Raw genomic sequence first — 20,029 nt, 5'->3', positions numbered from 1 at the left:
GAAGCTTGCGACGGACGTCTGTAAATTAATACAGGCGAACGGCGCGGCGCTGTTCGCGCTGTACTTTCTTGGCGTGACGCTTAACAGCGGCTGCTGCTTTACGCTTACGCTCAGAAGTCGGCTTCTCGTAAAATTCGCGGCTACGAACTTCAGCCAGAACACCGGCTTTTTCGCAGGAGCGCTTGAAACGACGCAGAGCTACGTCGAAGGGTTCGTTCTCTTTAACTTTGACGGCTGGCATCCAGAGCTACCTTCATTTATTACCGGGGTCAACGCCTCGTGCAAAAACTGCACATAAGTACGTCGGTTTTTAAGGGTTGCGGATGTTAACCCCTCATTGAGAGGAATGCAAAGCCTCTGATCGAAAACCGCTGGTCGGGGCCTTGGGTGGCGACTATTATGCGCGCCTTCGAATTCAGCCTCTACAAGGCGCAAACCCATGCTAGTACTGGGATTAGAAACTTCTTGCGACGAAACCGGCGTCGCGCTCTACGACAGTGAGCGCGGCCTGCTTTCCGATGCATTATTCAGTCAGATCGACTTGCACCGCGCCTACGGTGGCGTGGTGCCAGAGCTGGCTTCGCGTGATCACGTCAAGCGCATGCTGCCCCTGATTCGTCAGGTTCTGGCCGACGCCGGTGCGGTCGCCGAAGATATCGATGCCATCGCATACACAGCAGGGCCGGGGCTTGTAGGCGCGTTGCTGGTCGGCGCTTCCTGTGCTCAGGCACTCGCATTCGCCTGGGACATTCCGGCGCTGGGTGTGCATCACATGGAAGGCCATTTGCTGGCGCCGATGCTCGAAGAGCAGCCGCCCGAGTTCCCGTTCGTCGCTTTGTTGGTTTCCGGTGGTCATACGCAGCTGGTTCGCGTTGATGGCATCGGCCTGTATCAGCTGCTCGGCGATACTCTGGACGACGCTGCAGGCGAGGCATTCGACAAGACTGCCAAGATGATGGGCATGCAATATCCCGGTGGTCCGGAGATCGCAGCATTGGCAACCAAGGGTGTGGCGGGGCGTTTCGTCTTCCCAAGGCCCATGACCGATCGGCCGGGTCTGGATTTCAGCTTCAGCGGCTTGAAAACCTCCGCCCTGAATACCTGGCAGCAGTGCCAAAGCGCTGGGGACGACAACGAGCAAACCCGTTGCGACATCTCGCTGGCCTTCCAGACGGCGGTGGTGGAGACTTTGACCATCAAGTGCAAGCGAGCCCTCAAACAGGCCGGGATGAAGCGCTTGGTAATCGCTGGCGGCGTCAGCGCGAACAAGGCGCTGCGCACCTCACTGGAAAAAATGCTCGGTGATCTGCACGGCAATGTGTTTTATGCGCGTCCTGAATTCTGTACCGACAACGGCGCGATGATCGCCTTTGCCGGTTGCCAGCGTTTACAGGCCGGGCAGAAAGAAGATTTGAGTATCACGGTGCAAGCGCGCTGGCCAATGGAGCAGTTGTCCGGGCTGTAGGCCACGCTTTGCCAACCTGAGCGGTGTTCACCGGGCGCATTCAAAAATGCCGTTCGCGCCCTGCGAACAGGTCGCGTAGATTGCCTCGGTGGCGCCAGACGATCAGTAGCGTCAGCACGCTCATGGGCAGCAGCGCCAGCGGTTCTTTCCAGGCCAGCAGTGGCAGGGTCAGCGGCGTCGCAATCAACGCAGCCAGCGAGCTGGTGCGGGTCATGTAGAACACCAGCGCCCAGGCGCTGATTGCCAGGGCCGCCGCCGGGGCATACAGGCCCAGCAGCATGCCGGCCGCCGTGGCGACGCCTTTGCCGCCGCGAAAGCGGAAGTACAGCGGGAAGAGATGGCCGAGCACGGCGCAGAGTCCGATCCAGGCTTGTTCCCGGGGATTCATGCCGCAAAGCCCGGCAATGAGTACCGGGATCAGGCCTTTGCACAAGTCGCCGATCAAGGTGAGGATCGCAAGCTTCTTGCCGGCCAGGCGCAACATGTTGGTGGCGCCGGCGTTGCCGGAACCACTGGCACGCGGGTCCGGGCTGCCAGTGAGGCGGCTGAGCAATATGGCGAAGGACAGCGAGCCAAGCAGGTAGGCGAAGATCGCCAGTAACCAAAACATGCTAACCATTCCGGGCGAGGAAGCCCTGATTCTAACGGCGCATCGCGCCCTTGTCGTGCAGTGGAGAGTAAGTGCTTGGACAGAGTTTTCATCGAAGGTCTGGAAGTTGACACGGTGATCGGCGCCTATGACTGGGAGCGCGGCATTCGCCAGTGCCTGCGTCTGGACCTGAGCTTCGGCTGGGACAACCGGCCCGCTGCTGCCGGCGATGATCTGAGCAAGGCGCTCGACTACGCCAGCGTCTCGACGCGCATTCAGGCATTTGCCGAGCAGGCACAGTTCCAGTTGGTCGAGACCTTCGCCGAGCGTTTGGCCGAAGTGCTGATGAGCGAATTCAATATCCCTTGGTTGCACCTCAAGCTGACCAAGCCCGGCGCTGTTGCGGCAGCTTCTGGTGTGGGCGTGGAGATCGAGCGCGGATGTCGCTAACCCGGATTTACCTAGGTCTCGGCAGTAACATCGAGCGCGAAAAGCACCTGGTTGCGGGGCTCGAAGCGCTGGACGGATTCGTCAGCGAAATCACTTGCTCGCCGGTGTTCGAGAGCCTGCCGGTGGGCATCAAGAGCGGCCCGTTTTTCAATCTGGTGGTGACCGGTCTGACCGATCTGCCCTTGATGGAACTGGACCGCCGCCTGAAATTCATCGAAGCCGACAATGGCCGCTACGCCCCGGAGCGCAAGGGTTTGCCGCTGGATATCGATGTGTTGCTGTACGGCGATCAAGTCGGCAACTTCGACGGTTTGATCCTGCCTCGGGCCGAGATTCTCAAAAATGCTTTCGTGCTGTGGCCTTTGTCGCTGATTGCGGCGGATCGTTCGCATCCTGGTGTAGGCATCTCATTCGAGAAGCTGTGGGCAGATGCGCAGATCGAGCAAGAATTGTGGCCGGTGGCGTTCGAATGGCGGGGCGGGCAGTTGACGCCGGAAGGGTTGTTGCAGGCGTTTCCCCGGCAATAAATACGATTCTGTTGGAGCGAGGCTTGCCCGCGAAGAACGATAACGTGGTGGATCTGGTCCATCGAGGCGTCTGGTTCGCGGGCAAGTCGGAATCGCCGCCCGCTCGCTCCAACGGAGCTGTACACGTTCTCAGCTGTTGTACTCCGCCTTGTAAATCTTCAGCGCATCCAGCCGCTCTACCTTGAGTGCTTCGCCCAGTTCCTGGCCCTTAAGGCCTTTCTCCAGTAATGGCTGGACCGAAACAGCGCGTGCCGCCTGGGCCGAGCCGCGCAGGTAATCGGCTTGTGGATAACTACGCTCCTCGAAGCCGTGACGTCCCCGCGCGTCCATCTCGCAAGCCACGATGAAATCTTCGAAGCGTTGCGGGCGGCGATAGACGTCGAAGCTGTGCAGCAGGTCCAGCAAGGTCGAGGGTTTCAGTTCAAGGGCGCGGTGGCCATGGGTGTGATATTGCCCGACCAGCAACGCCAGTTCCTGACATTCCCTGGGTACCCGAAAGCGCGTGTTCATGGCCTTGATCAGGCGCAGGCCAGTGTGTTCATGGGCGATATGCCGTGGCCAGTCGGCCTCCGGCGTCAGGCCTTTACCGACGTCGTGCAGCAGGCACGCCCAGCGTACGCTCAGCGGTTGTTGGTGTTTGGCGGCTTGTTGCAGAACGCTGAGGACATGCACGCCCGTGTCGATTTCGGGATGGTGGGCCTCCGGCTGCGGGACGCCGAACAGCGCGTCGATTTCCGGCAGCAGCTCTTTCAGCGCGCCGCATTCACGCAGCACTTCGATGAACACCTGAGGCTGGCTTTCCATGAGTGCGCGGGAGATTTCTTTCCAGCTGCGTTCGGGTGTCAGCGCTTCAAGTTCCCCTGATGCGCTCAGTTGGCGCATCAACTCCATGGTCTCTGGGGCGATGCTGAAACCGTCTGGTGCATAGCGCGCGGCAAAGCGTGCGACGCGCAACACACGCAACGGATCTTCGGCGAACGCCGGAGATACGTGACGTAAAATTCGCCCTTCAAGGTCGTGTTGGCCGCCGTAAGGATCGGTCAGATTGCCGTCTTTGTCTTCGGCAATGGCGTTGATTGTAAGGTCGCGGCGGATCAAATCTTCTTCGAGGGTGACTTCCGGGCTGGCATGAAAAACGAAGCCGCCATAACCGCGTCCGCTTTTGCGTTCGGTGCGGGCGAGGGCGTATTCCTCACCGGTAAGCGGGTGCAGAAACACCGGGAAATCGGTGCCGACCGGGCGATAACCCTTGATCAGCATTTCTTCAGTGGTCGCGCCAACCACGACCCAATCGACATCGGTAACGGGTTTCCCCAGTAGGCGATCGCGAACGGCGCCGCCAACTTTATAAATCTGCATAAAAAACCTCCGTAAGCGCGACAGGATAAACCTTGCGTCGCCCTCGCGGAGGTAAAACCTAATCAATATCAGCCAGCGTTCAGAAAAGCACGCTGGCGGATCTGGCTCCTAGAGGTGAACTACCGCCAAATCAAGCCGGGGATATTCACTGTCGTGCTCGCCCCGGGGTGGCACGTGATGAGTCTTCACGATCTGGTCGCCTTGCACGGTTTCCAGATGAATATCGAAACCCCATAGCCTATGCAAATGTTTGAGTACCTCGTCGGTCGAGTCGCCCAATGGTTTACGGTCGTGTTGCTGGTGGCGCAATGTCAGTGACCGGTCGCCACGGCGATCAATGCTGTAGATCTGGATGTTGGGTTCGCGATTGCCCAGGTTGTACTGGGCCGCCAGGGTTTCACGAATAATCCGGTAGCCGGGTTCGTCATGGATCGCAGGCACCAGCAGATCGTCTTTCTGATCGTCATCCATGATGCTGAACAGCTTCAGGTCACGGATGACCTTGGGCGACAGGTATTGCAGGATGAAACTCTCGTCCTTGAAGCTGCTCATGGCGAACTTCACTGCGGTCAGCCAATCGGTGCCGGCAATGTCGGGGAACCAGTGGCGATCCTCTTCGGTGGGCTCCTCGCAGATCCGCCGGATGTCGCGATACATCGCAAAACCGAGGGTATAGGGGTTGATCCCGCTGTAGTACGGACTGTCGAAGCCGGGTTGATAGACAACGCTGGTGTGGGACGTCAGAAACTCCATCATGAAGCCGTCAGTCACCAGGCCTTCGTCATACAAGTCATTCATCAGAGTGTAATGCCAGAACGTTGCCCAGCCTTCGTTCATCACCTGGGTCTGGCGCTGCGGATAGAAATACTGCGCGATCTTGCGCACGATTCGCACGACCTCACGCTGCCAGGGCTCCAGCAATGGCGCGTGTTTTTCGATGAAATACAGAATGTTTTCCTGCGGCTCGGCAGGGAAGCGTGCGTTGTCCTCCTTGCTGTATTTGTCCGCGCTTTTCGGAATGGTGCGCCACAGATCGTTGATCTGTTTCTGCAGATGCTCTTCACGATCCTTCTGGCGACGACGTTCTTCTTCCGCCGAGATCGGATAAGGGCGCTTGTAACGGTCGACGCCGTAATTCATCAGGGCATGGCAGGAATCGAGCAGATCCTCGACGGCGTCGATGCCGTGGCGCTCTTCGCATTGCATGATGTACTGCTTGGCAAACACCAGGTAATCGATGATCGAGCTGGCGTCGGTCCAGGTGCGAAACAGGTAATTGCCTTTGAAGAAGCTGTTGTGGCCATAGCAGGCGTGGGCCACGACCAGGGCTTGCATGCAGATGGTGTTTTCTTCCATCAGATAAGCGATGCACGGATCGGAGTTGATGACGATTTCATAGGCCAGACCCATCTGGCCGCGTGAGTAGGATTTTTCCGTGCTCAGGAAGTGCTTGCCGTAGGACCAGTGGTGATAGCCCAACGGCATCCCCACCGAGGCATAGGCGTCCATCATCTGTTCAGCCGTGATGACTTCAATCTGGTTGGGGTAGGTATCCAGGGCGTAGCGGTCCGCAATACGGCTGATCTCGCGGTCATAGGCCTGGATGAGTTCGAATGTCCACTCTGAACCCGTGGAGAGGGGTTGGCGCTTCTGCTCTCTAGCGGTCATGTCACTAACCTGCGCTGGAAGAGTTCACGGAATACCGGATAGATATCACCGGCAGAGACCAGCTGCTGCTGGGCAAACGTATCGGCAAAGGCTTCGCCGATGCGCTCGTATTCGAACCACAAGGCCTGATGTTCCCGTGGGGTAATTTCCACGTAAGTGTAGTACTGCACAAACGGCATGATTTGCTTGATCAGAATTTCGCGGCAGATTGGCGAATCGTCGTTCCAGTTGTCGCCGTCCGAGGCCTGGGCGGCGTAGATATTCCATTCGTTGGTTGGATAGCGTTCAGCCATGATCTCCTGCATCAGTTTCAATGCGCTGGAAACGATGGTGCCGCCGGTTTCTCGTGAATAGAAGAACTCTTCTTCGTCGACTTCCCGGGCGCTGGTGTGGTGGCGGATGAACACCACTTCAATCTTGTCGTAATTCCGTTTCAGGAACAGATACAGCAGGATGAAGAAGCGCTTGGCGATGTCCTTGGTCGCCTGGGTCATGGACCCGGAAACGTCCATCAGGCAGAACATCACAGCCTTGGAGCTAGGGTTGGGCTGTTTGACCAGCAGGTTGTATTTGAGGTCGAAGGTGTCCAGGTAGGGCACCCGTTTGATCCGCGCCCGCAGCCTTTCGATTTCGACTTCCAGCTCTTGAATGTCGCCGAAATTATCCGGTTCTTCGCGCTTCATGCGCTCAAGTTCGCTGATTGCTTCCTTAAGCTTGCCACGGCTGCTGCCGGACAGCGCGATGCGTCGCGCATGGGCTGAACGCAAGGTGCGGATGATATTGATGCGCGAGGGATTGCCCTCATTGCTGATACCGGCCCGGACTGTCTTGAACGTGTCGGTCCCGGTCAGATTGCGTTTAACCAGATTGGGTAGTTCGAGATCTTCGAACATGAATTCCAGAAACTCTTCCTGAGTGATCTGGAATACGAACTCATCCATGCCTTCGCCGGAATTGCTCGCCTTGCCTGGGCCTTTGCCGCCACCGCCACCTTGTGGGCGAGCGATATGTTCGCCGGTGGTGAATTCTTTGTTGCCGGGATGGACCACCGTCTGCTTGCCGCCACGACCATGGTGAAGCACCGGCTCGTCAATGTCGCGACCCGGAATGCTGATTTGTTCGCCGTGCTCCATGTCAGTGATGGAGCGCCGGCTGACGGCTTCTTCAACTGCTTTTTTGATGTGGTCACGGTAGCGCCGCAAAAACCGCTGGCGGTTCACCGTGCTCTTGTTCTTGCCATTGAGACGTCGGTCGATCACATAGCTCATAGGCCCCTCCGGGGAGCTTCAAGTCGTAAGCCTCAAGCTGCAAGCGAATGCGCCGTCAACTCCCAAGTCCGGGACTCAACCGCTTTTCCCTTGCAGCCTGTAGCTAGAAGCTTGCAGCTGCTTCACTGCGACTTCCGGACCCGTAGGTACCATTCGGAAAGAAGCCGTACCTGTTTGTCGGTGTAGCCCCGCTCGACCATTCTGGTAACGAAGTCGTTGTGTTTCTGTTGATCCTCTTTGCTGGCTTTGGCGTTGAAGCTGATGACCGGCAGCAAGTCCTCGGTGTTGGAGAACATTTTCTTCTCGATCACGACACGCAGCTTCTCGTAACTGAGCCAGGTTGGATTTTTGCCATTGTTGTTGGCGCGGGCACGCAATACGAAGTTGACGATCTCGTTGCGGAAATCCTTCGGATTGCTGATCCCGGCCGGTTTCTCGATTTTTTCCAGTTCTTCGTTCAATGCCACGCGGTTGAGGATTTCTCCGGTCTCCGGATCGCGGTATTCCTGATCCTGAATCCAGAAGTCGGCGTAAAGCACGTAGCGGTCGAAGATGTTCTGGCCGTATTCGCTGTAGGACTCAAGGTACGCAGTCTGGATTTCCTTGCCGATGAACTCGATGTAGCGCGGCGCCAGATATTCCTTGATGAAGCGCAGATAGCGCTCGCGGGTTTCGGCCTGGAACTGTTCCTGCTCGATCTGCTGTTCGAGTACGTACAGCAAGTGCACCGGGTTGGCGGCGATTTCGTGCGGGTCGAAGTTGAAGACCTTGGAGAGAATCTTGAACGCGAAACGCGTGGAAAGGCCGTTCATGCCCTCATCGACGCCAGCGTTGTCGCGGTATTCCTGGATCGACTTGGCCTTTGGATCGGTGTCCTTGAGGTTCTCGCCGTCGTACACGCGCATCTTGGAGTAGATGTTGGAGTTTTCCGGCTCTTTAAGGCGCGACAAAGTGGTGAACTGCGCAAGCATTTTCAGGGTGTCGGGTGCGCAGTGGGCCTTGGACAGCGAGCTGTTGAACAGCAGCTTGTCGTAGATTTTGATCTCGTCGCTGACGCGCAGGCAGTACGGCACCTTCACGATGTAGATACGGTCGATGAAGGCTTCGTTGTTCTTGTTGTTGCGGAAGCTGTGCCATTCCGATTCGTTGGAGTGGGCCAGCAAGATGCCGGTGAACGGAATCGCGCCCAGGCCTTCGGTGCTGTTGTAGTTACCCTCCTGGGTGGCGGTGAGCAGTGGGTGCAGCACCTTGATCGGCGCCTTGAACATTTCGACGAATTCCATCAGGCCCTGGTTGGCCCGGCAGAGTGCGCCTGAGTAGCTGTAGGCGTCGGCATCGTTTTGCGGGAATTCTTCCAGCTTGCGGATATCGACCTTGCCGACCAGCGCGGAAATATCCTGGTTGTTCTCGTCACCTGGTTCGGTTTTGGCGACGGCGATTTGATTGAGGATGGATGGATAGAGTTTTACGACTTTGAACTGGCTGATGTCGCCCCCGAACTCAGCCAGACGCTTGGTCGCCCAAGGCGACATGATGGTGCTCAGGTAGCGTCGGGGAATACCAAAGTCTTCCTCGAGAATCGCCCCGTCTTCAGTGGCGTTGAACAGCCCCAGCGGCGACTCGAAAACCGGCGAGCCCTTGATGGCGTAGAACGGCACTTTTTCGATCAGTTGTTTGAGTTTTTCAGCCAGCGATGACTTGCCGCCACCGACCGGGCCGAGCAGATACAGGATTTGTTTTTTCTCTTCCAGGCCCTGAGCGGCATGGCGGAAATACGACACGATCTGATCAATGCATTCTTCCATCCCGTGGAAGTCGGCAAAGGCAGGATAGCGACGGATCACTTTGTTGGAGAAGATTCTCGATAACCGAGAATTGACCGACGTGTCGACCAGCTCCGGTTCGCCAATGGCCAGCAAGAGGCGTTCTGCCGCAGACGCGTATGCGCTGCGATCCTGTTTACAGAGCTCTAGATACTCCTGTAAGGAGAGCTCCTCCTGGCGTGTCGATTCAAAGCGTTGTTGGAAGTGGCTAAAAATACTCATGACGTCACCTCGCTCGATACGTAGAGCCGGCGGCGGATCGTCAGTCGATGCTGGCAGCAGCTGTGAATCCAGTTGCCGTTTACCCCCCAGAACACCATAAAAGTAGCTACCGATGACCCACGCGCCGGTGTACCGGCTCTCCCCTGATTACGGATGGCCTGAGGCTAAGGATAGTTCGGAATCGGAAAGATAAAGAAGGGATGAACAATAAGTCAGGCCAACCGTTCGTCAGTTGGCCCGCCAACCCCCGCAGGACGCGGGATCAGCTGTAATAAAAAATATTTTTGCTCAGCCTTGGGCTGTTTCAGTCGGGAAGGTGCTGCGCCATAGCTCGAATCCGCCGTCCAGGCTGTACACATCCGAGAAACCCTGGCTCACAAGGTAGGCCGCAGCGCTCTGGCTGGAATTACCGTGGTAGCAGACGACCACCAGGGGTTTGTCCAGGTCGGCTTCGCGGATGAAGTCCGAGATGGAGTGGTTATCCAGGTGCAGTGAATTGGGTATGTGGTTGCTGGCGAATGTCTGCGGGTCGCGTACATCCACAAGCACAGCGCCTTGTTCGCGCAAGGCTTGAGCCTGTTCGGGAGGAATGCGTTTGAACTCGGTCATGTCTGGCTCCTGTTTGTGGGTGTATTGATTCTAGCGCCCGGCCGGGATGACAGGACTTTGGGTAATGGTCCTGGCGGTACCGGATTCTGCGTTGCCCTGGGCGTCGCAATCGCAATGATGCCGTTGCAGCGTATCGACATTGAGCAGCGTCATGGCTGAACCCCAGACGCAGCCGGTGTCCAGAGCGAAGACGCCGGGCTCGTTACAGCGGCCTTCCAGCGCAGCCCAATGGCCGAAGATGATCTTCACGTCCCGGGTCTTGCGTTCCTTGTGGCTGAACCATGGGGCATAGCCGGGCAGGGCGGTATCTGCACCTTCCTTGCCTTTGAGGTCGAGCTTGCCTTCGCTGGTGCAAAAGCGCATACGAGTGAAGTAATTGGTGATCACGCGCAGGCGCGTCACGCCATGCAGTTCGCTGTCCCACTTGGTGGGTTCGTTGCCGTACATGCCGTCGAGGAACGGCTCGTAGAGCAGATCGTCATGCAGAGCGGTTTCGACTTCAGCCGCGTGCTTGAGCGCTTTCTTCAGCGTCCACTGCGGCGGGATGCCCGCATGCACCATCGCGACGTTACGCTCGGCATCGTAATGCATCATCTTTTGCTGGCGCAGCCACGCCAGCAGGACATCGCGATCCGGCGCGTCGAGAATCTCGCGCAGGGTGTCGCCTTTCTTCAGGCGCTCGATCTTGCGTGACACCGCCAGCAGATGCAGGTCGTGATTGCCCAGTACGCAGATCAGGGACTCGCGGATGTTGTACAGGAACCGCAAGGTCTCGAGGGATTGCGGGCCGCGGTTGACCAGATCACCCACCAGCCAAAGACGATCTTTGGCCGGGTCAAACTGCACATGGTTCAGCAGGCATTGCAGCGGTTCAAGGCAACCTTGCAGGTCGCCAACGGCATACACCGCCATCAGTGCAGAGCCCCCGGCACAGCAAGGCGGAACGGCGCGATCACGGCGTCGAAGCGTTTACCGTCTTCGGCGAGCATCTGGTAAGTGCCCTGCATGTTGCCGACCTTGGTGGTCATCACTGTGCCACTGCTGTAGGTGTGGCTTTGGCCGGCATCGATCAAGGGTTGCTGACCGACGACGCCATCGCCGCGCACTTCCTCGACATGGCCATCACCGTCAGTGATCACCCAATGCCGGGACAGAAGCTTGGCAGGTAACTCGCCGCTGTTATGCACAGTCACGGTATAGGCGAACGCAAAACGGTTCTGATCGGGTTGCGACTGTTCTGCGAGGAAGCGCGTGACGACGCTGACGTCGACCTGGTAACGGGAATCAGACATGCAGTAGGCCTTGAAAGCAAATGCGAATAAAAACCGGACATTCGGATGGCTCAGTCTAGGACATGTGGGCGGGATAGACTAATCGCCCACACGTCCGGCGTGCATCAGGCCTCGACCGGCTTCTCGCTGAGTTTGTCTGCCAGGCGCACAAACGCGGCCAGATCCAGTTGCTCCGGACGCAGGCTGCCGTCCACGCCAGCGGCGGTAATGTCGTCGCTGGTGAGCAGCAACTTGAGCGTGTTGCGCAGGGTCTTGCGCCGCTGATTGAAGGCTTCGCGGACGACGCGTTCAAGCAGGCGGTGATCCTTGGCTGGATGCGGCAGGGTTTCGTGCGGGACCAGACGAACAATGGCCGAGTCGACTTTCGGTGGCGGATTGAACGCGCCTGGACCGACGTTGAACAGATGTTCCACCCGGCAGTGGTACTGAACCATGATCGACAAGCGACCATAGTCGCCTCCGCCGGGGCCTGCCGCGAGACGCTGAACCACTTCTTTCTGCAACATGAAGTGCATGTCGCGGATCAGGTTGGCGTTTTGCAGCAGATGAAAAATCAGCGGCGTGGAGATGTTGTAGGGCAGGTTACCCACCACGCGCAGGCTGTTGGCCGGCGCGTTGAGGCTGGTGAAGTCGAACTTCAGCGCGTCGCCCTGATGCAGGTTGAAGTTCGGCTTGTTGCCGAACTGGTGAACCAGGATCGGGATCAAGTCCTTGTCCAGCTCAACCACATCCAGTTGCGCGTTACTGTTGAGCAGGCCTTCGGTCAGGGCACCCTGGCCCGGCCCGATTTCCAGCAGGCGGTCTTCTGGCTTTGCACGGATGGCGCGCAGGATTTTGTCGATCACGCCAGCGTCGTGCAGGAAGTTTTGCCCAAAGCGTTTGCGCGCCTTGTGTTGGAATTGCTCGGTCATGAATGGGTCTCGGCCATCTGATAGGCGGTTTCCAGGGCGACTCGCAGGCTGCCGGTGTCGATTTTGCCACTGCCCGCCAGATCCAGCGCGGTGCCGTGGTCGACAGAAGTACGAATGATCGGCAGGCCGAGGGTCACGTTGACTGCGGCGCCGAAACCTTTGTATTTCAGCACGGGCAAGCCCTGGTCGTGGTACATCGCCAGCACTGCGTCGCAGTGCTCCAGATATTTTGGGGTAAACAGAGTGTCGGCGGGCAGCGGGCCACGCAAATCCAGGCCCTCGCTGCGCAGACGCTCCAGAGTAGGTTCGATGATGTCGATTTCTTCGCGGCCCAGATGTCCGCCTTCGCCAGCATGCGGGTTCAGCCCGCACACCAGGATGCGTGGACGCGCGATGCCGAACTTGTTGACCAGATCGGCGTGCAGGATGCGGGTTACGCGCTCCAGTCGCTCGGCAGTGATCGCATCGGCCACGTCGCGCAAAGGCAGGTGCGTCGTCACCAGCGCGACACGCAAGTCGCCGGTCGCCAGCAGCATCACCACCTGTTCGGTGTGAGTCAGCTCGGCAAGGAACTCGGTATGTCCGGAAAACGGAATGCCGCTGTCATTGATCACGCCTTTATGGACCGGCGCGGTGATCATGCCGACGAAATCGCCGTCGATGCAGCCTTGTCCGGCACGGGTCAGTGTTTCCACGACGAACGGGCCGTTGGCCGTGTTCAGCTGGCCGGCCACGACAGGCCCGCGCAATGGCGTATCCCAGACGTAAAGGCTGCCGACTGGCGAAGGCTGATCCGGGAAGGCATCGGGCGTGACGCAAATCAGGTTGACGGCCACGCCCAGTTGCGCGGCCCGCTCGGTGAGCAGGTCGCGGCTGGTAATGGCAATCAGGGGGTGCGGCTGAGGCTGCGTGGCGAGCAGCAGGCAAAGGTCAGGACCAATGCCGGCCGGCTCGCCGGGTGTCAGAGCGAAACGCTTTGGTTTCACTGCGCAGCCTGGGCGGCGCCAGGGAGCTTGATTTCAACGTAGGCTTCGTCGCGGATCTGACGCAGCCAGGTTTGCAGCTCTTCATCGTATTTGCGGTTACGCAACACGGTCAGGGCTTGCTGATCACGGGCCTGGTTGGTGCTGTCAGTGGCGCGACGGCCAAGGACTTCCAGAACGTGCCAGCCATAAGAAGTCTTGAACGGCTTGGACAACGTGCCTTGCGGCGTGTCGTTCATCACCTGACGGAATTCTGGAACCAGCGAGTTAGGATCAACCCAGTTCAGATCGCCGCCGTTGAGTGCCGAGCCCGGATCTTCAGAGAAGCTCTTCGCCAGTTCGCCGAAGTCATCGCCATTCTGGATGCGGTCGTAGATTTTCTGCGCCAGACGCTTGGTTTCTTCTTCGCTGCGGATCTCGCTTGGCTTGATCAGGATATGACGCACATGCACTTCATCGCGCATTTGAGCCTGGCCTTCACCGCCGCGTTTTTCCAGCAACTTGAGAATGATGAAGCCACCTGGAGTCCGTGCTGGAGGCGTTACGTCGCCAATCGGCATGGTCCCGAGCATGTCACCAAACGGCGGTGGCAGTTGAGCGGCTTTACGCCAGCCCATGTCGCCGCCTTCCAGGGCGCTTTCGCTGGCGGAGTTGGCAATTGCCATCTGACCGAAGTCAGCGCCTTGCTTAAGCTTGCCGTAGAGGTCTTGAGCCTTGCGGGCAGCGGTCTGGATCTGGTCCGAAGAAGCGCTGTCCGGCGTGGCGATCAGGATGTTGGCCAGATGGAACTCTTCCGACAGCTGAGCCTTGCCCTGGCCGGAAGCAAGGAAGTTCTTCACTTCCTGCTCGGAGACCTGGATGCGCTCGGCAACCCGGCGCTGACGCACCCGGCTGATGATCATTTCGCGACGAACCTGCTCGCGAGCATCGTTGAAGGACAGCCCGTCACGGGACAACGCGGCGCGGAACTGGTCCACGCTCATGTTGTTGCGCTGGGCAATGGTGCCGATGGCCTGGTTCAGCTCTTCGTCGGTGATCCGGATGCCGGAGCGTTCACCGATCTGCAACTGCAGGTTTTCCAGGATCAGACGATCCAGAACCTGCGGCTGCAGTGCTTCTGCAGGTGGAACGCCCGAACCGCGTTTGGCAATGGTCTGTTGAACCTCGCGGACACGTTGGTCCATCTGGCTTTTCATGATCACGTCGTTATCGACAATGGCCACCACGCTGTCCAGCGGCTGGACCGCAGCATGCGCTGCAGTCCCCAGGAGTAACGCGCCCAGCAGCAGCGGGCGCAGACAATCAGAAAGCTTGGTCTTCACGTTCACGATAACCTTGAATGCCTTTGTCGAGGAAACTCTCTACTTTGGCGCCGGTAACGCCACCAAGTCCCTTCAACACAATTTGTAGGAATACGCCGTGGTCGCCTTTCTCGTTCTGAGGAGCGTCCTGGCTGAACTCGTCGTAGTCGACCCAGTAGCGGCTGATCAAACGCAGTTTCCAGCAGCAGTTGTCATACTCGAAGCCACCGAAGGCTTCCAGCGTGCGGTCGCGGTTGTAATCGTACTGCCAGCGGCTGATGGCGTTCCACTGCGGCACGATTGGCCAGATAACCGAGAAGTCATGCTGCTGGATCTTGTAGTAGTCCTTGACGTAGTTCGCGCTGCCCGGGGTGCCGTAATCGCCACCACCCACGCTCCACTTGCCGGTAGTCTGGTCGTAACGCACCAGGTCATTGCGGTAGCGGTAGCCGAGGTTGACGACCTTGTTCGGGTTGTCTTCCGGCTGGTAGTGGAACATCGCGCTGCCGGAACGAGTGCTGTGGCTGTCCGGATCCCAGTTGAAGTCCGAATTGACACGCCAGTCGCGGTTGAAGCGGTATTCGTATTCCAGTGCATACGGCGAGACGTTCGCTTGTGCGTCGTCGCGCGTCTTCCAATCGATACCCGGCAGCTGGACCTTACGATCGGCGAAGTACAACGCCTGACCGATGCTGAAACGTTGACGTTCAAAGCCGTTGTCTTCGATCCAGCGGTTGGTGATGCCCAGAGACAGCTTGTTTTCGTCGCCGATGCGGTCGGAACCGACGAAACGGTTGTCACGAAACAGCGACGCATAGTTGAAGGTCGTTTCAGCCGAGTCGAAAACCGGAATATCGGTCTGGTCTTTCTCGGGAACATAGAGATAGAACAGCCGCGGTTCCAGGGTCTGGCGGTAGTTCTTGCCGAACCACTGCGTGTTGCGGTCGAAGTACAGGCCGCTGTCGACGCTGAAGATAGGCACGCTGCGGTTTTCGCTGCTGTTGAACTCTTCGTCGGCGAGCAGGGTTTGCTTGCCGCGACCATCCAGATCCAGTTGATACTGGGTGTAGACGTATTTCAGCTTCGGCGTCAGGAAACCGTAGGTCCAGTCCATCGGCAAGCTTACCGATGGAGCCAGATTCAGACGGTCGCCGTTTGCACGAGCCAGGCCGACAACGTTGGTGTCCAGACGAGGGCTTGCAACGCCGTCCTGGTCAACGTAGTTGCCAGTTTCCAGATCGCGATCAAAGCGAACCAACTCCGTCTCGTAGTTGAAGTGCAGGCCGCCCGGGGTGTAAGGCAGGGCACCGTTGAAGGTGATCTGCGGCAGGCGGTTGTACGGGGTGATGTTGGCGACGGTTGCCAGCTTGTAGGCCTGGGCGTTGACGGCTGCCGTGTAGGTGTCACCACGGTAGGTCAGGGAACCCTGCTGGTTGATGTAGTCGCGGCTATCGACGCCGATCTGATCGCTCTGCAAATCCTGGAAGTAATAAGGATCGCTGACGTCGGTGTAGTCGACCTGAGTCAACCAGCGCGAGTCGAGGCCACCCTTGTGCTGCCAGTTGATCATCCAGCGGGTTTTTTCGTAGTCGCTCTGCAGGCGGCGTTCGTCTTCATCATCGTTCAGGTAAGCGCCGCCGAACTGACCTTCGCTGCTTTTGGTCAGGTAACGGAATTCGCCTTCCATCAACAGGCCACGTTTGGCCATGTAACGAGGATAGAGCGTGGCATCGTAGTTCGGTGCCAGGTTGAAGTAGTAAGGCGTAACCAGCATGAGGCCGGTATCGCTGCCAGTGCCGATGGTCGGCGGCAGGAAGCCTGACTGGCGACGGTCGTCGATCGGGAAGTAGATATACGGCGTGTAGAGTACCGGTATGTCCTTGACCCGAAGGGTGACGTTGGTCGCGGTGCCGAAACCGGTCGCCGGGTTCAGCGTGATGTTGTTGCCTTTGAGCGTCCACGCGTTGCTGCCCGGTTCGCACGTGGTGTACGTACCGTCCTTCAAACGAATGATCGCGTTCTCGGCACGCTTGGCGTACAGGGCATTACCGCGAATATTCGATTTGTGCAGCACGTACTCTGCGTTGTCGACCTGGGCTTCGCCGGTGTCGAGTTGCAGCTCTGCGTGGTCGCCGACGATCAAGGCACCGTTGTCGCGCAAACGGACATCGCCGTTCAGCTCGCCACGGTTTTCGGTCTGATGAAGGCTCGCTTCCTGAGCCTGGACCTGCATGCTGCCCTGACGCAATACAACGTCACCGGCGAGCGTGGCGATCTGCTCTTCCTGCTGGTAGCGAGAAGCCTTGGCGCCGATGAACATCGGCGCTTCGCTCATCTTCGTCTTGTCGTCCATGCCAGGCCGGATCGGCTCGACATAGGCGCCCGAGCAATAAGGACCGGTTTCGGCCAATTGCGCAGGAGTCAGTTTTTCGCGAGGAACCCAATCAAGGTGGCTGTAGTCTGCACTACGCGACTTCAGGCCTTTGCCCTTGGCTTCGGTTACCAGTTTGGTGGTAGCGGCAGCAGGTTCACTGGTGGAGCCACTGTCCGAAGTGACCGTGCCGTTGGAACTGACCGACGTCGTGCTATGCACGGGCCGCGGAGGCAATTCGAGGGCGTTGGTTTTCGGCGCGCAATCCCAGGCGCCCGAAGCAGACACTGAACAGTCATACTGTTCCGCTGCGACCGCGAACTGAGTGGCAAGAGGTTGCATCGCCAGCAAACTGCCGGTTACGAGCAACGGAAATTTTTTACGAAACGCGGGGGATTTCAATGCCATCTTATTAATCCGGGCTTCCTGCGCGCCATCTGCCCGCGGGGGGGCCGCACGCCTCTCGATGGGCTGAAAAAGATGTCGGATAATAAAGCATGACCCGCTTGACGGCTAGCGCCGTCGGAGACCCTTGCAATGCCAGATCAAGATGTACGCCTGCAACACCTCGAAACTTGGCTCGATGAGCAACTTCCCGCGCTGTTCGCGGCGCAAGGCTGGGGCGCGATTCCCCCGGCCACGTTGACTGCGGCCAGCAGTGACGCGAGTTTTCGCCGTTACTTCCGTTGGCAGGGGGGCGAGCGAACTTTTATTGTGATGGATGCCCCGCCACCCCAGGAAAACTGCAAACCCTTCGTGGATATCGCACATTTATTAAATAAATCAGGGATTAATGTTCCGAAAATTTATGCCGAAGACCTGACGCAGGGCTTTTTGCTGCTCAACGATCTGGGTCAGAAAACCTGGCTCGACGTGCTCAATGCAGACAACGCCGACGCTTTGTTTGCCGAAGCGCTCGATGCGCTGCTGGCTTTTCAGCAGTTGCCGATGGATGCGCCGTTGCCCAGCTATGACGTGGCATTGCTGCGTCGCGAGCTGGAGTTGTTCCCGCAGTGGTATGTCGCTCGGGAGTTGGGCATCGAGTTTGACGCGGAACAGCAGGCCATGTGGCAGCGAGTCAGCGATCTGTTGATCAACAGCGCGCTTGAGCAGCCCAAAGTGCTGGTCCATCGCGACTATATGCCGCGCAACCTGATGCTCAGCGAGCCCAATCCCGGCGTGCTGGATTTCCAGGATGCGGTGTACGGCCCGGTGACCTACGACGTGACGAGTCTGTTCAAGGATGCGTTCCTCAGCTGGCCTGAAGAGCGCGTGCAAGGCTGGCTGAAGCTCTACTGGGACAAGGCGCAGGCCCTGGGCATCCCGGTGCAGGACGATTTCGCCGCGTTTGTGCGTGCTAGCGACTTGATGGGCGTGCAGCGGCATTTGAAGGTGATCGGGATTTTCGCGCGCATCTGCCATCGTGACGGCAAGCCGCGCTACCTGGCCGACGTACCGCGATTCTTTGCTTATATAGAAGCGGTGTTGTCCCGGCGTCCCGAGCTGGCTGAACTGGGTCAGTTGCTGACCTGCCTGAAGCAGCCGGTGCCGCAAGCTGTATGAAGGCCATTGCTGCAAAGACGATGACTACAAGAAGGTAACGATTGTGTTGAAGAGGCTTGCATGAAAGCGATGATTCTCGCTGCGGGAAAAGGCGAACGGATGCGCCCGTTGACCCTGCACACGCCAAAACCCCTGGTGCGCGCTGGCGGCGTGCCTCTGATCGAATACCATTTGCGCGCCCTGCACCACGCCGGGTTTCACGATGTGGTGATCAACCACGCGTGGCTCGGTCAGCAAATCGAGGATTATCTGGGTGACGGGCAGCGCCTGAACCTGAATATTCGCTACTCCCCGGAAGGTGAACCGCTGGAAACCGGCGGCGGCATCTTCCGCGCCCTGCCAATGCTGGGCGACAAGCCTTTTGTGGTGGTCAACGGCGATATCTGGACCGACTACGACTTCGCCCGTTTGCGCATGCCCATCGCCGGGCTCGCGCATCTGGTGCTGATCGATAACCCTGGCCACAACCCCAGCGGTGATTTTGCCCTGGTCGACGGGCAGGTTCGCGATGACGACTCGGCAAGCTCGCGGCTGACCTACAGCGGCATCGCCATTTTGCATCCGCGACTGTTTGCCGGTTGCGAGGCCGGAGCGTTCAAGCTGGCGCCGTTGTTGCGGCAAGCCATGGCGCAGGGTCAGGTCACCGGTGAGCATTTCAGCGGGCGCTGGGTGGATGTTGGTACTCACGAGCGGCTGGCTGAAGTCGAGCGACTGCTTGCGGTGGGCGGCTGATGTTGTGGCCGGGCACGTTGCTGGGGGCGGGCGCAGGTTATCTGATCGCCAGCATTCCGGGCGCCATGCTCGGCGCATTGCTGGGGCAGGCACTCGACCGACGTCTGGCCCTGCAAAGCTGGGCCGAACTGCGCGCTCGATTGGGCGGTCGGCAGGTGCCCCGCGACGATGAACTGCTGTTCCTGTTGCTGGGGCGGTTGGCAAAACGCGATGGCCGTGTCGTCGAGCAGCATATCCAGCAGGCCCGCGTGGAAATGCGTCGGCTGGACATGAGCGAACCGGCGCAGCGCCGCGCTATTGCGGCGTTCAACCGGGGCAAGGACGGTCGCGATCATCTGCGCGGTTACCTGCGGCGCTTCCAGACCCAACCCCATGCCGCCGAAGGTTTGCTGCGCGCCTGCTGGCGCATGGCCTGGGCCAACGGCAGGGCAACACGCAACGAGCGCGAGCTGATTGTGCTGTGGGGCAAATGGCTGGGTTGGCCAGCAGCGAAAGTCGAAGCTCTGGCCGCTGAACATGACACCCAGAGAAAGCCGCTGACCAGCAAGGTCAACGACTATCAGCACGCACTGACGTTATTGGGTGTGCAGGCGGATTCCGAACCTGCGCATATCAAACGCGCCTATCGGCGTCTGCTCAGTCGCAACCACCCGGACAAGATCGCCGGTTCCGGCGCGAGCCAGATCCAGGTCCGCGACGCCACCGACCGCACTCGGGAATTGCACAGCGCCTATACCTTGATCAAGGAACGGCGCGGGTTTCGGTGAACGTTGCGTTGCCCGCGATTTCTGCATTGCTTCAGTAGGACCGGACTTGTCCGGGAAGCGTTGGTTCGGGCAATCGAGGTGGGTCAGGTAGATCACGGTTGCTCGGCTGGCCAATCGGGGACAAGTCCC

19 protein-coding genes are annotated in these 20,029 nt (G+C 58.7%); 6 read left to right on the top strand and 13 right to left on the bottom strand.

The features are described 5' to 3' along the window. Window positions 1–25 precede the first annotated feature (25 nt). On the bottom strand, window positions 26–241 hold the full coding sequence (rpsU, locus tag AFK24_RS01045; protein WP_002551877.1) for a 30S ribosomal protein S21: 216 nt from the start codon (window positions 239–241) through the stop codon (window positions 26–28). Window positions 242–439: 198 nt separating this feature from the next. Between rpsU and tsaD the strand changes: the two genes are divergently transcribed. Beyond that, the gene (gene tsaD, locus AFK24_RS01040; RefSeq protein ID WP_065831477.1) at window positions 440–1,465 is read left to right on the top strand and encodes a tRNA (adenosine(37)-N6)-threonylcarbamoyltransferase complex transferase subunit TsaD; all 1,026 of its coding nucleotides are present in this window, start codon (window positions 440–442) and stop codon (window positions 1,463–1,465) included. Window positions 1,466–1,505: 40 nt separating this feature from the next. Here tsaD and plsY read toward each other — a convergent pair whose 3' ends face one another. Continuing rightward, window positions 1,506–2,075, bottom strand: a complete 570-nt coding sequence (gene plsY / locus AFK24_RS01035) for a glycerol-3-phosphate 1-O-acyltransferase PlsY (protein ID WP_065831476.1) — start codon at window positions 2,073–2,075, stop codon at window positions 1,506–1,508. 75 nt (window positions 2,076–2,150) lie between these two features. On the opposite strand from plsY, the gene folB reads away from it, so the two are divergent. Together folB and folK are read left to right on the top strand one after the other, a co-directional pair. Beyond that, window positions 2,151–2,504, top strand: a complete 354-nt coding sequence (folB, locus tag AFK24_RS01030; RefSeq protein ID WP_020290907.1) for a dihydroneopterin aldolase — start codon at window positions 2,151–2,153, stop codon at window positions 2,502–2,504. Then, complete coding sequence (folK, locus tag AFK24_RS01025; protein WP_065831475.1) at window positions 2,495–3,031, top strand: 2-amino-4-hydroxy-6-hydroxymethyldihydropteridine diphosphokinase; 537 nt, start codon at window positions 2,495–2,497, stop codon at window positions 3,029–3,031. The genes folB and folK overlap by 10 nt, the downstream gene beginning before the upstream one ends. 129 nt (window positions 3,032–3,160) lie before the next feature. Here folK and AFK24_RS01020 read toward each other — a convergent pair whose 3' ends face one another. The 11 genes from AFK24_RS01020 to AFK24_RS00970 all read right to left on the bottom strand — a co-directional run bounded on the left by AFK24_RS01020 (window position 3,161) and on the right by AFK24_RS00970 (window position 17,246). After that, window positions 3,161–4,390, bottom strand: a complete 1,230-nt coding sequence (locus tag AFK24_RS01020) for a multifunctional CCA addition/repair protein (RefSeq protein WP_065831474.1) — start codon at window positions 4,388–4,390, stop codon at window positions 3,161–3,163. 108 nt (window positions 4,391–4,498) lie between these two features. Beyond that, complete coding sequence (locus AFK24_RS01015; protein ID WP_065831473.1) at window positions 4,499–6,058, bottom strand: SpoVR family protein; 1,560 nt, start codon at window positions 6,056–6,058, stop codon at window positions 4,499–4,501. Beyond that, entirely contained in the window at window positions 6,055–7,326 is a 1,272-nt protein-coding gene (locus AFK24_RS01010) for a YeaH/YhbH family protein (RefSeq protein WP_065831472.1), read from the bottom strand. Before AFK24_RS01010 ends, AFK24_RS01015 begins: the two co-directional genes overlap by 4 nt. A 122-nt stretch (window positions 7,327–7,448) precedes the next feature. Then, on the bottom strand, window positions 7,449–9,371 hold the full coding sequence (locus AFK24_RS01005; RefSeq protein ID WP_065831471.1) for a PrkA family serine protein kinase: 1,923 nt from the start codon (window positions 9,369–9,371) through the stop codon (window positions 7,449–7,451). A gap of 288 nt (window positions 9,372–9,659) precedes the next feature. Beyond that, window positions 9,660–9,980, bottom strand: a complete 321-nt coding sequence (gene glpE / locus AFK24_RS01000; protein WP_065831470.1) for a thiosulfate sulfurtransferase GlpE — start codon at window positions 9,978–9,980, stop codon at window positions 9,660–9,662. 30 nt (window positions 9,981–10,010) lie between these two features. Then, the gene (locus AFK24_RS00995) at window positions 10,011–10,892 is read right to left on the bottom strand and encodes a symmetrical bis(5'-nucleosyl)-tetraphosphatase (RefSeq protein WP_065831469.1); all 882 of its coding nucleotides are present in this window, start codon (window positions 10,890–10,892) and stop codon (window positions 10,011–10,013) included. After that, window positions 10,892–11,272: a Co2+/Mg2+ efflux protein ApaG gene (gene apaG, locus AFK24_RS00990; RefSeq protein WP_020290915.1), complete on the bottom strand. Its 381-nt coding sequence runs from the start codon at window positions 11,270–11,272 to the stop codon at window positions 10,892–10,894. The genes AFK24_RS00995 and apaG overlap by 1 nt, the downstream gene beginning before the upstream one ends. A 104-nt stretch (window positions 11,273–11,376) precedes the next feature. Continuing rightward, window positions 11,377–12,183 carry a 16S rRNA (adenine(1518)-N(6)/adenine(1519)-N(6))-dimethyltransferase RsmA gene (gene rsmA / locus AFK24_RS00985; RefSeq protein ID WP_065831468.1) on the bottom strand — a complete coding sequence of 269 codons (807 nt, stop codon included), beginning with the start codon at window positions 12,181–12,183 and terminating at the stop codon, window positions 11,377–11,379. Further along, on the bottom strand, window positions 12,180–13,169 hold the full coding sequence (pdxA, locus tag AFK24_RS00980) for a 4-hydroxythreonine-4-phosphate dehydrogenase PdxA (protein ID WP_065831467.1): 990 nt from the start codon (window positions 13,167–13,169) through the stop codon (window positions 12,180–12,182). Before pdxA ends, rsmA begins: the two co-directional genes overlap by 4 nt. Next, the gene (locus AFK24_RS00975; protein WP_065831660.1) at window positions 13,166–14,488 is read right to left on the bottom strand and encodes a peptidylprolyl isomerase; all 1,323 of its coding nucleotides are present in this window, start codon (window positions 14,486–14,488) and stop codon (window positions 13,166–13,168) included. The genes pdxA and AFK24_RS00975 overlap by 4 nt, the downstream gene beginning before the upstream one ends. Continuing rightward, window positions 14,469–17,246, bottom strand: a complete 2,778-nt coding sequence (locus AFK24_RS00970) for an LPS-assembly protein LptD (protein WP_065831466.1) — start codon at window positions 17,244–17,246, stop codon at window positions 14,469–14,471. Before AFK24_RS00970 ends, AFK24_RS00975 begins: the two co-directional genes overlap by 20 nt. Window positions 17,247–17,375: 129 nt before the next feature. On the opposite strand from AFK24_RS00970, the gene AFK24_RS00965 reads away from it, so the two are divergent. Genes AFK24_RS00965 through AFK24_RS00955 form a run of 3 tightly spaced genes read left to right on the top strand, consistent with a single transcriptional unit; the run spans window position 17,376 to window position 19,900 of the window. Next, the gene (locus AFK24_RS00965) at window positions 17,376–18,401 is read left to right on the top strand and encodes an aminoglycoside phosphotransferase family protein (RefSeq protein WP_065831465.1); all 1,026 of its coding nucleotides are present in this window, start codon (window positions 17,376–17,378) and stop codon (window positions 18,399–18,401) included. 60 nt (window positions 18,402–18,461) lie between these two features. Beyond that, a complete protein-coding gene (gene murU, locus AFK24_RS00960) occupies window positions 18,462–19,133 on the top strand; it encodes an N-acetylmuramate alpha-1-phosphate uridylyltransferase MurU (RefSeq protein WP_065831464.1) in 672 nt (223 codons plus the stop codon). After that, on the top strand, window positions 19,133–19,900 hold the full coding sequence (locus AFK24_RS00955) for a TerB family tellurite resistance protein (RefSeq protein ID WP_065831463.1): 768 nt from the start codon (window positions 19,133–19,135) through the stop codon (window positions 19,898–19,900). The genes murU and AFK24_RS00955 overlap by 1 nt, the downstream gene beginning before the upstream one ends. Window positions 19,901–20,029: the final 129 nt, after the last annotated feature.

Origin of the sequence: Pseudomonas syringae (assembly GCF_001698815.1) — a bacterium.
In the GTDB taxonomy this organism is placed as follows: Bacteria; Pseudomonadota; Gammaproteobacteria; order Pseudomonadales; family Pseudomonadaceae; genus Aquipseudomonas; species Aquipseudomonas syringae_A.
The sequence above is the reverse complement of the archived record's forward strand: the minus strand, read 5'-3'. Positions and strand labels throughout refer to the sequence as shown.

What these genes read in the sequence shown, in the direction of transcription:
- rpsU (WP_002551877.1), bottom strand. Translation starts at nt 241, where the DNA reads ATGCCAGCCGTCAAAGTTAAAGAGAACGAACCCTTCGACGTAGCTCTG.
- tsaD (WP_065831477.1), top strand. Translation starts at nt 440, where the DNA reads ATGCTAGTACTGGGATTAGAAACTTCTTGCGACGAAACCGGCGTCGCG.
- plsY (WP_065831476.1), bottom strand. Translation starts at nt 2,075, where the DNA reads ATGTTTTGGTTACTGGCGATCTTCGCCTACCTGCTTGGCTCGCTGTCC.
- folK (WP_065831475.1), top strand. Translation starts at nt 2,495, where the DNA reads ATGTCGCTAACCCGGATTTACCTAGGTCTCGGCAGTAACATCGAGCGC.
- AFK24_RS01020 (WP_065831474.1), bottom strand. Translation starts at nt 4,390, where the DNA reads ATGCAGATTTATAAAGTTGGCGGCGCCGTTCGCGATCGCCTACTGGGG.
- AFK24_RS01015 (WP_065831473.1), bottom strand. Translation starts at nt 6,058, where the DNA reads ATGACCGCTAGAGAGCAGAAGCGCCAACCCCTCTCCACGGGTTCAGAG.
- AFK24_RS01010 (WP_065831472.1), bottom strand. Translation starts at nt 7,326, where the DNA reads ATGAGCTATGTGATCGACCGACGTCTCAATGGCAAGAACAAGAGCACG.
- AFK24_RS01005 (WP_065831471.1), bottom strand. Translation starts at nt 9,371, where the DNA reads ATGAGTATTTTTAGCCACTTCCAACAACGCTTTGAATCGACACGCCAG.
- glpE (WP_065831470.1), bottom strand. Translation starts at nt 9,980, where the DNA reads ATGACCGAGTTCAAACGCATTCCTCCCGAACAGGCTCAAGCCTTGCGC.
- AFK24_RS00995 (WP_065831469.1), bottom strand. Translation starts at nt 10,892, where the DNA reads ATGGCGGTGTATGCCGTTGGCGACCTGCAAGGTTGCCTTGAACCGCTG.
- apaG (WP_020290915.1), bottom strand. Translation starts at nt 11,272, where the DNA reads ATGTCTGATTCCCGTTACCAGGTCGACGTCAGCGTCGTCACGCGCTTC.
- rsmA (WP_065831468.1), bottom strand. Translation starts at nt 12,183, where the DNA reads ATGACCGAGCAATTCCAACACAAGGCGCGCAAACGCTTTGGGCAAAAC.
- AFK24_RS00970 (WP_065831466.1), bottom strand. Translation starts at nt 17,246, where the DNA reads ATGGCATTGAAATCCCCCGCGTTTCGTAAAAAATTTCCGTTGCTCGTA.
- AFK24_RS00965 (WP_065831465.1), top strand. Translation starts at nt 17,376, where the DNA reads ATGCCAGATCAAGATGTACGCCTGCAACACCTCGAAACTTGGCTCGAT.
- murU (WP_065831464.1), top strand. Translation starts at nt 18,462, where the DNA reads ATGAAAGCGATGATTCTCGCTGCGGGAAAAGGCGAACGGATGCGCCCG.
- AFK24_RS00955 (WP_065831463.1), top strand. Translation starts at nt 19,133, where the DNA reads ATGTTGTGGCCGGGCACGTTGCTGGGGGCGGGCGCAGGTTATCTGATC.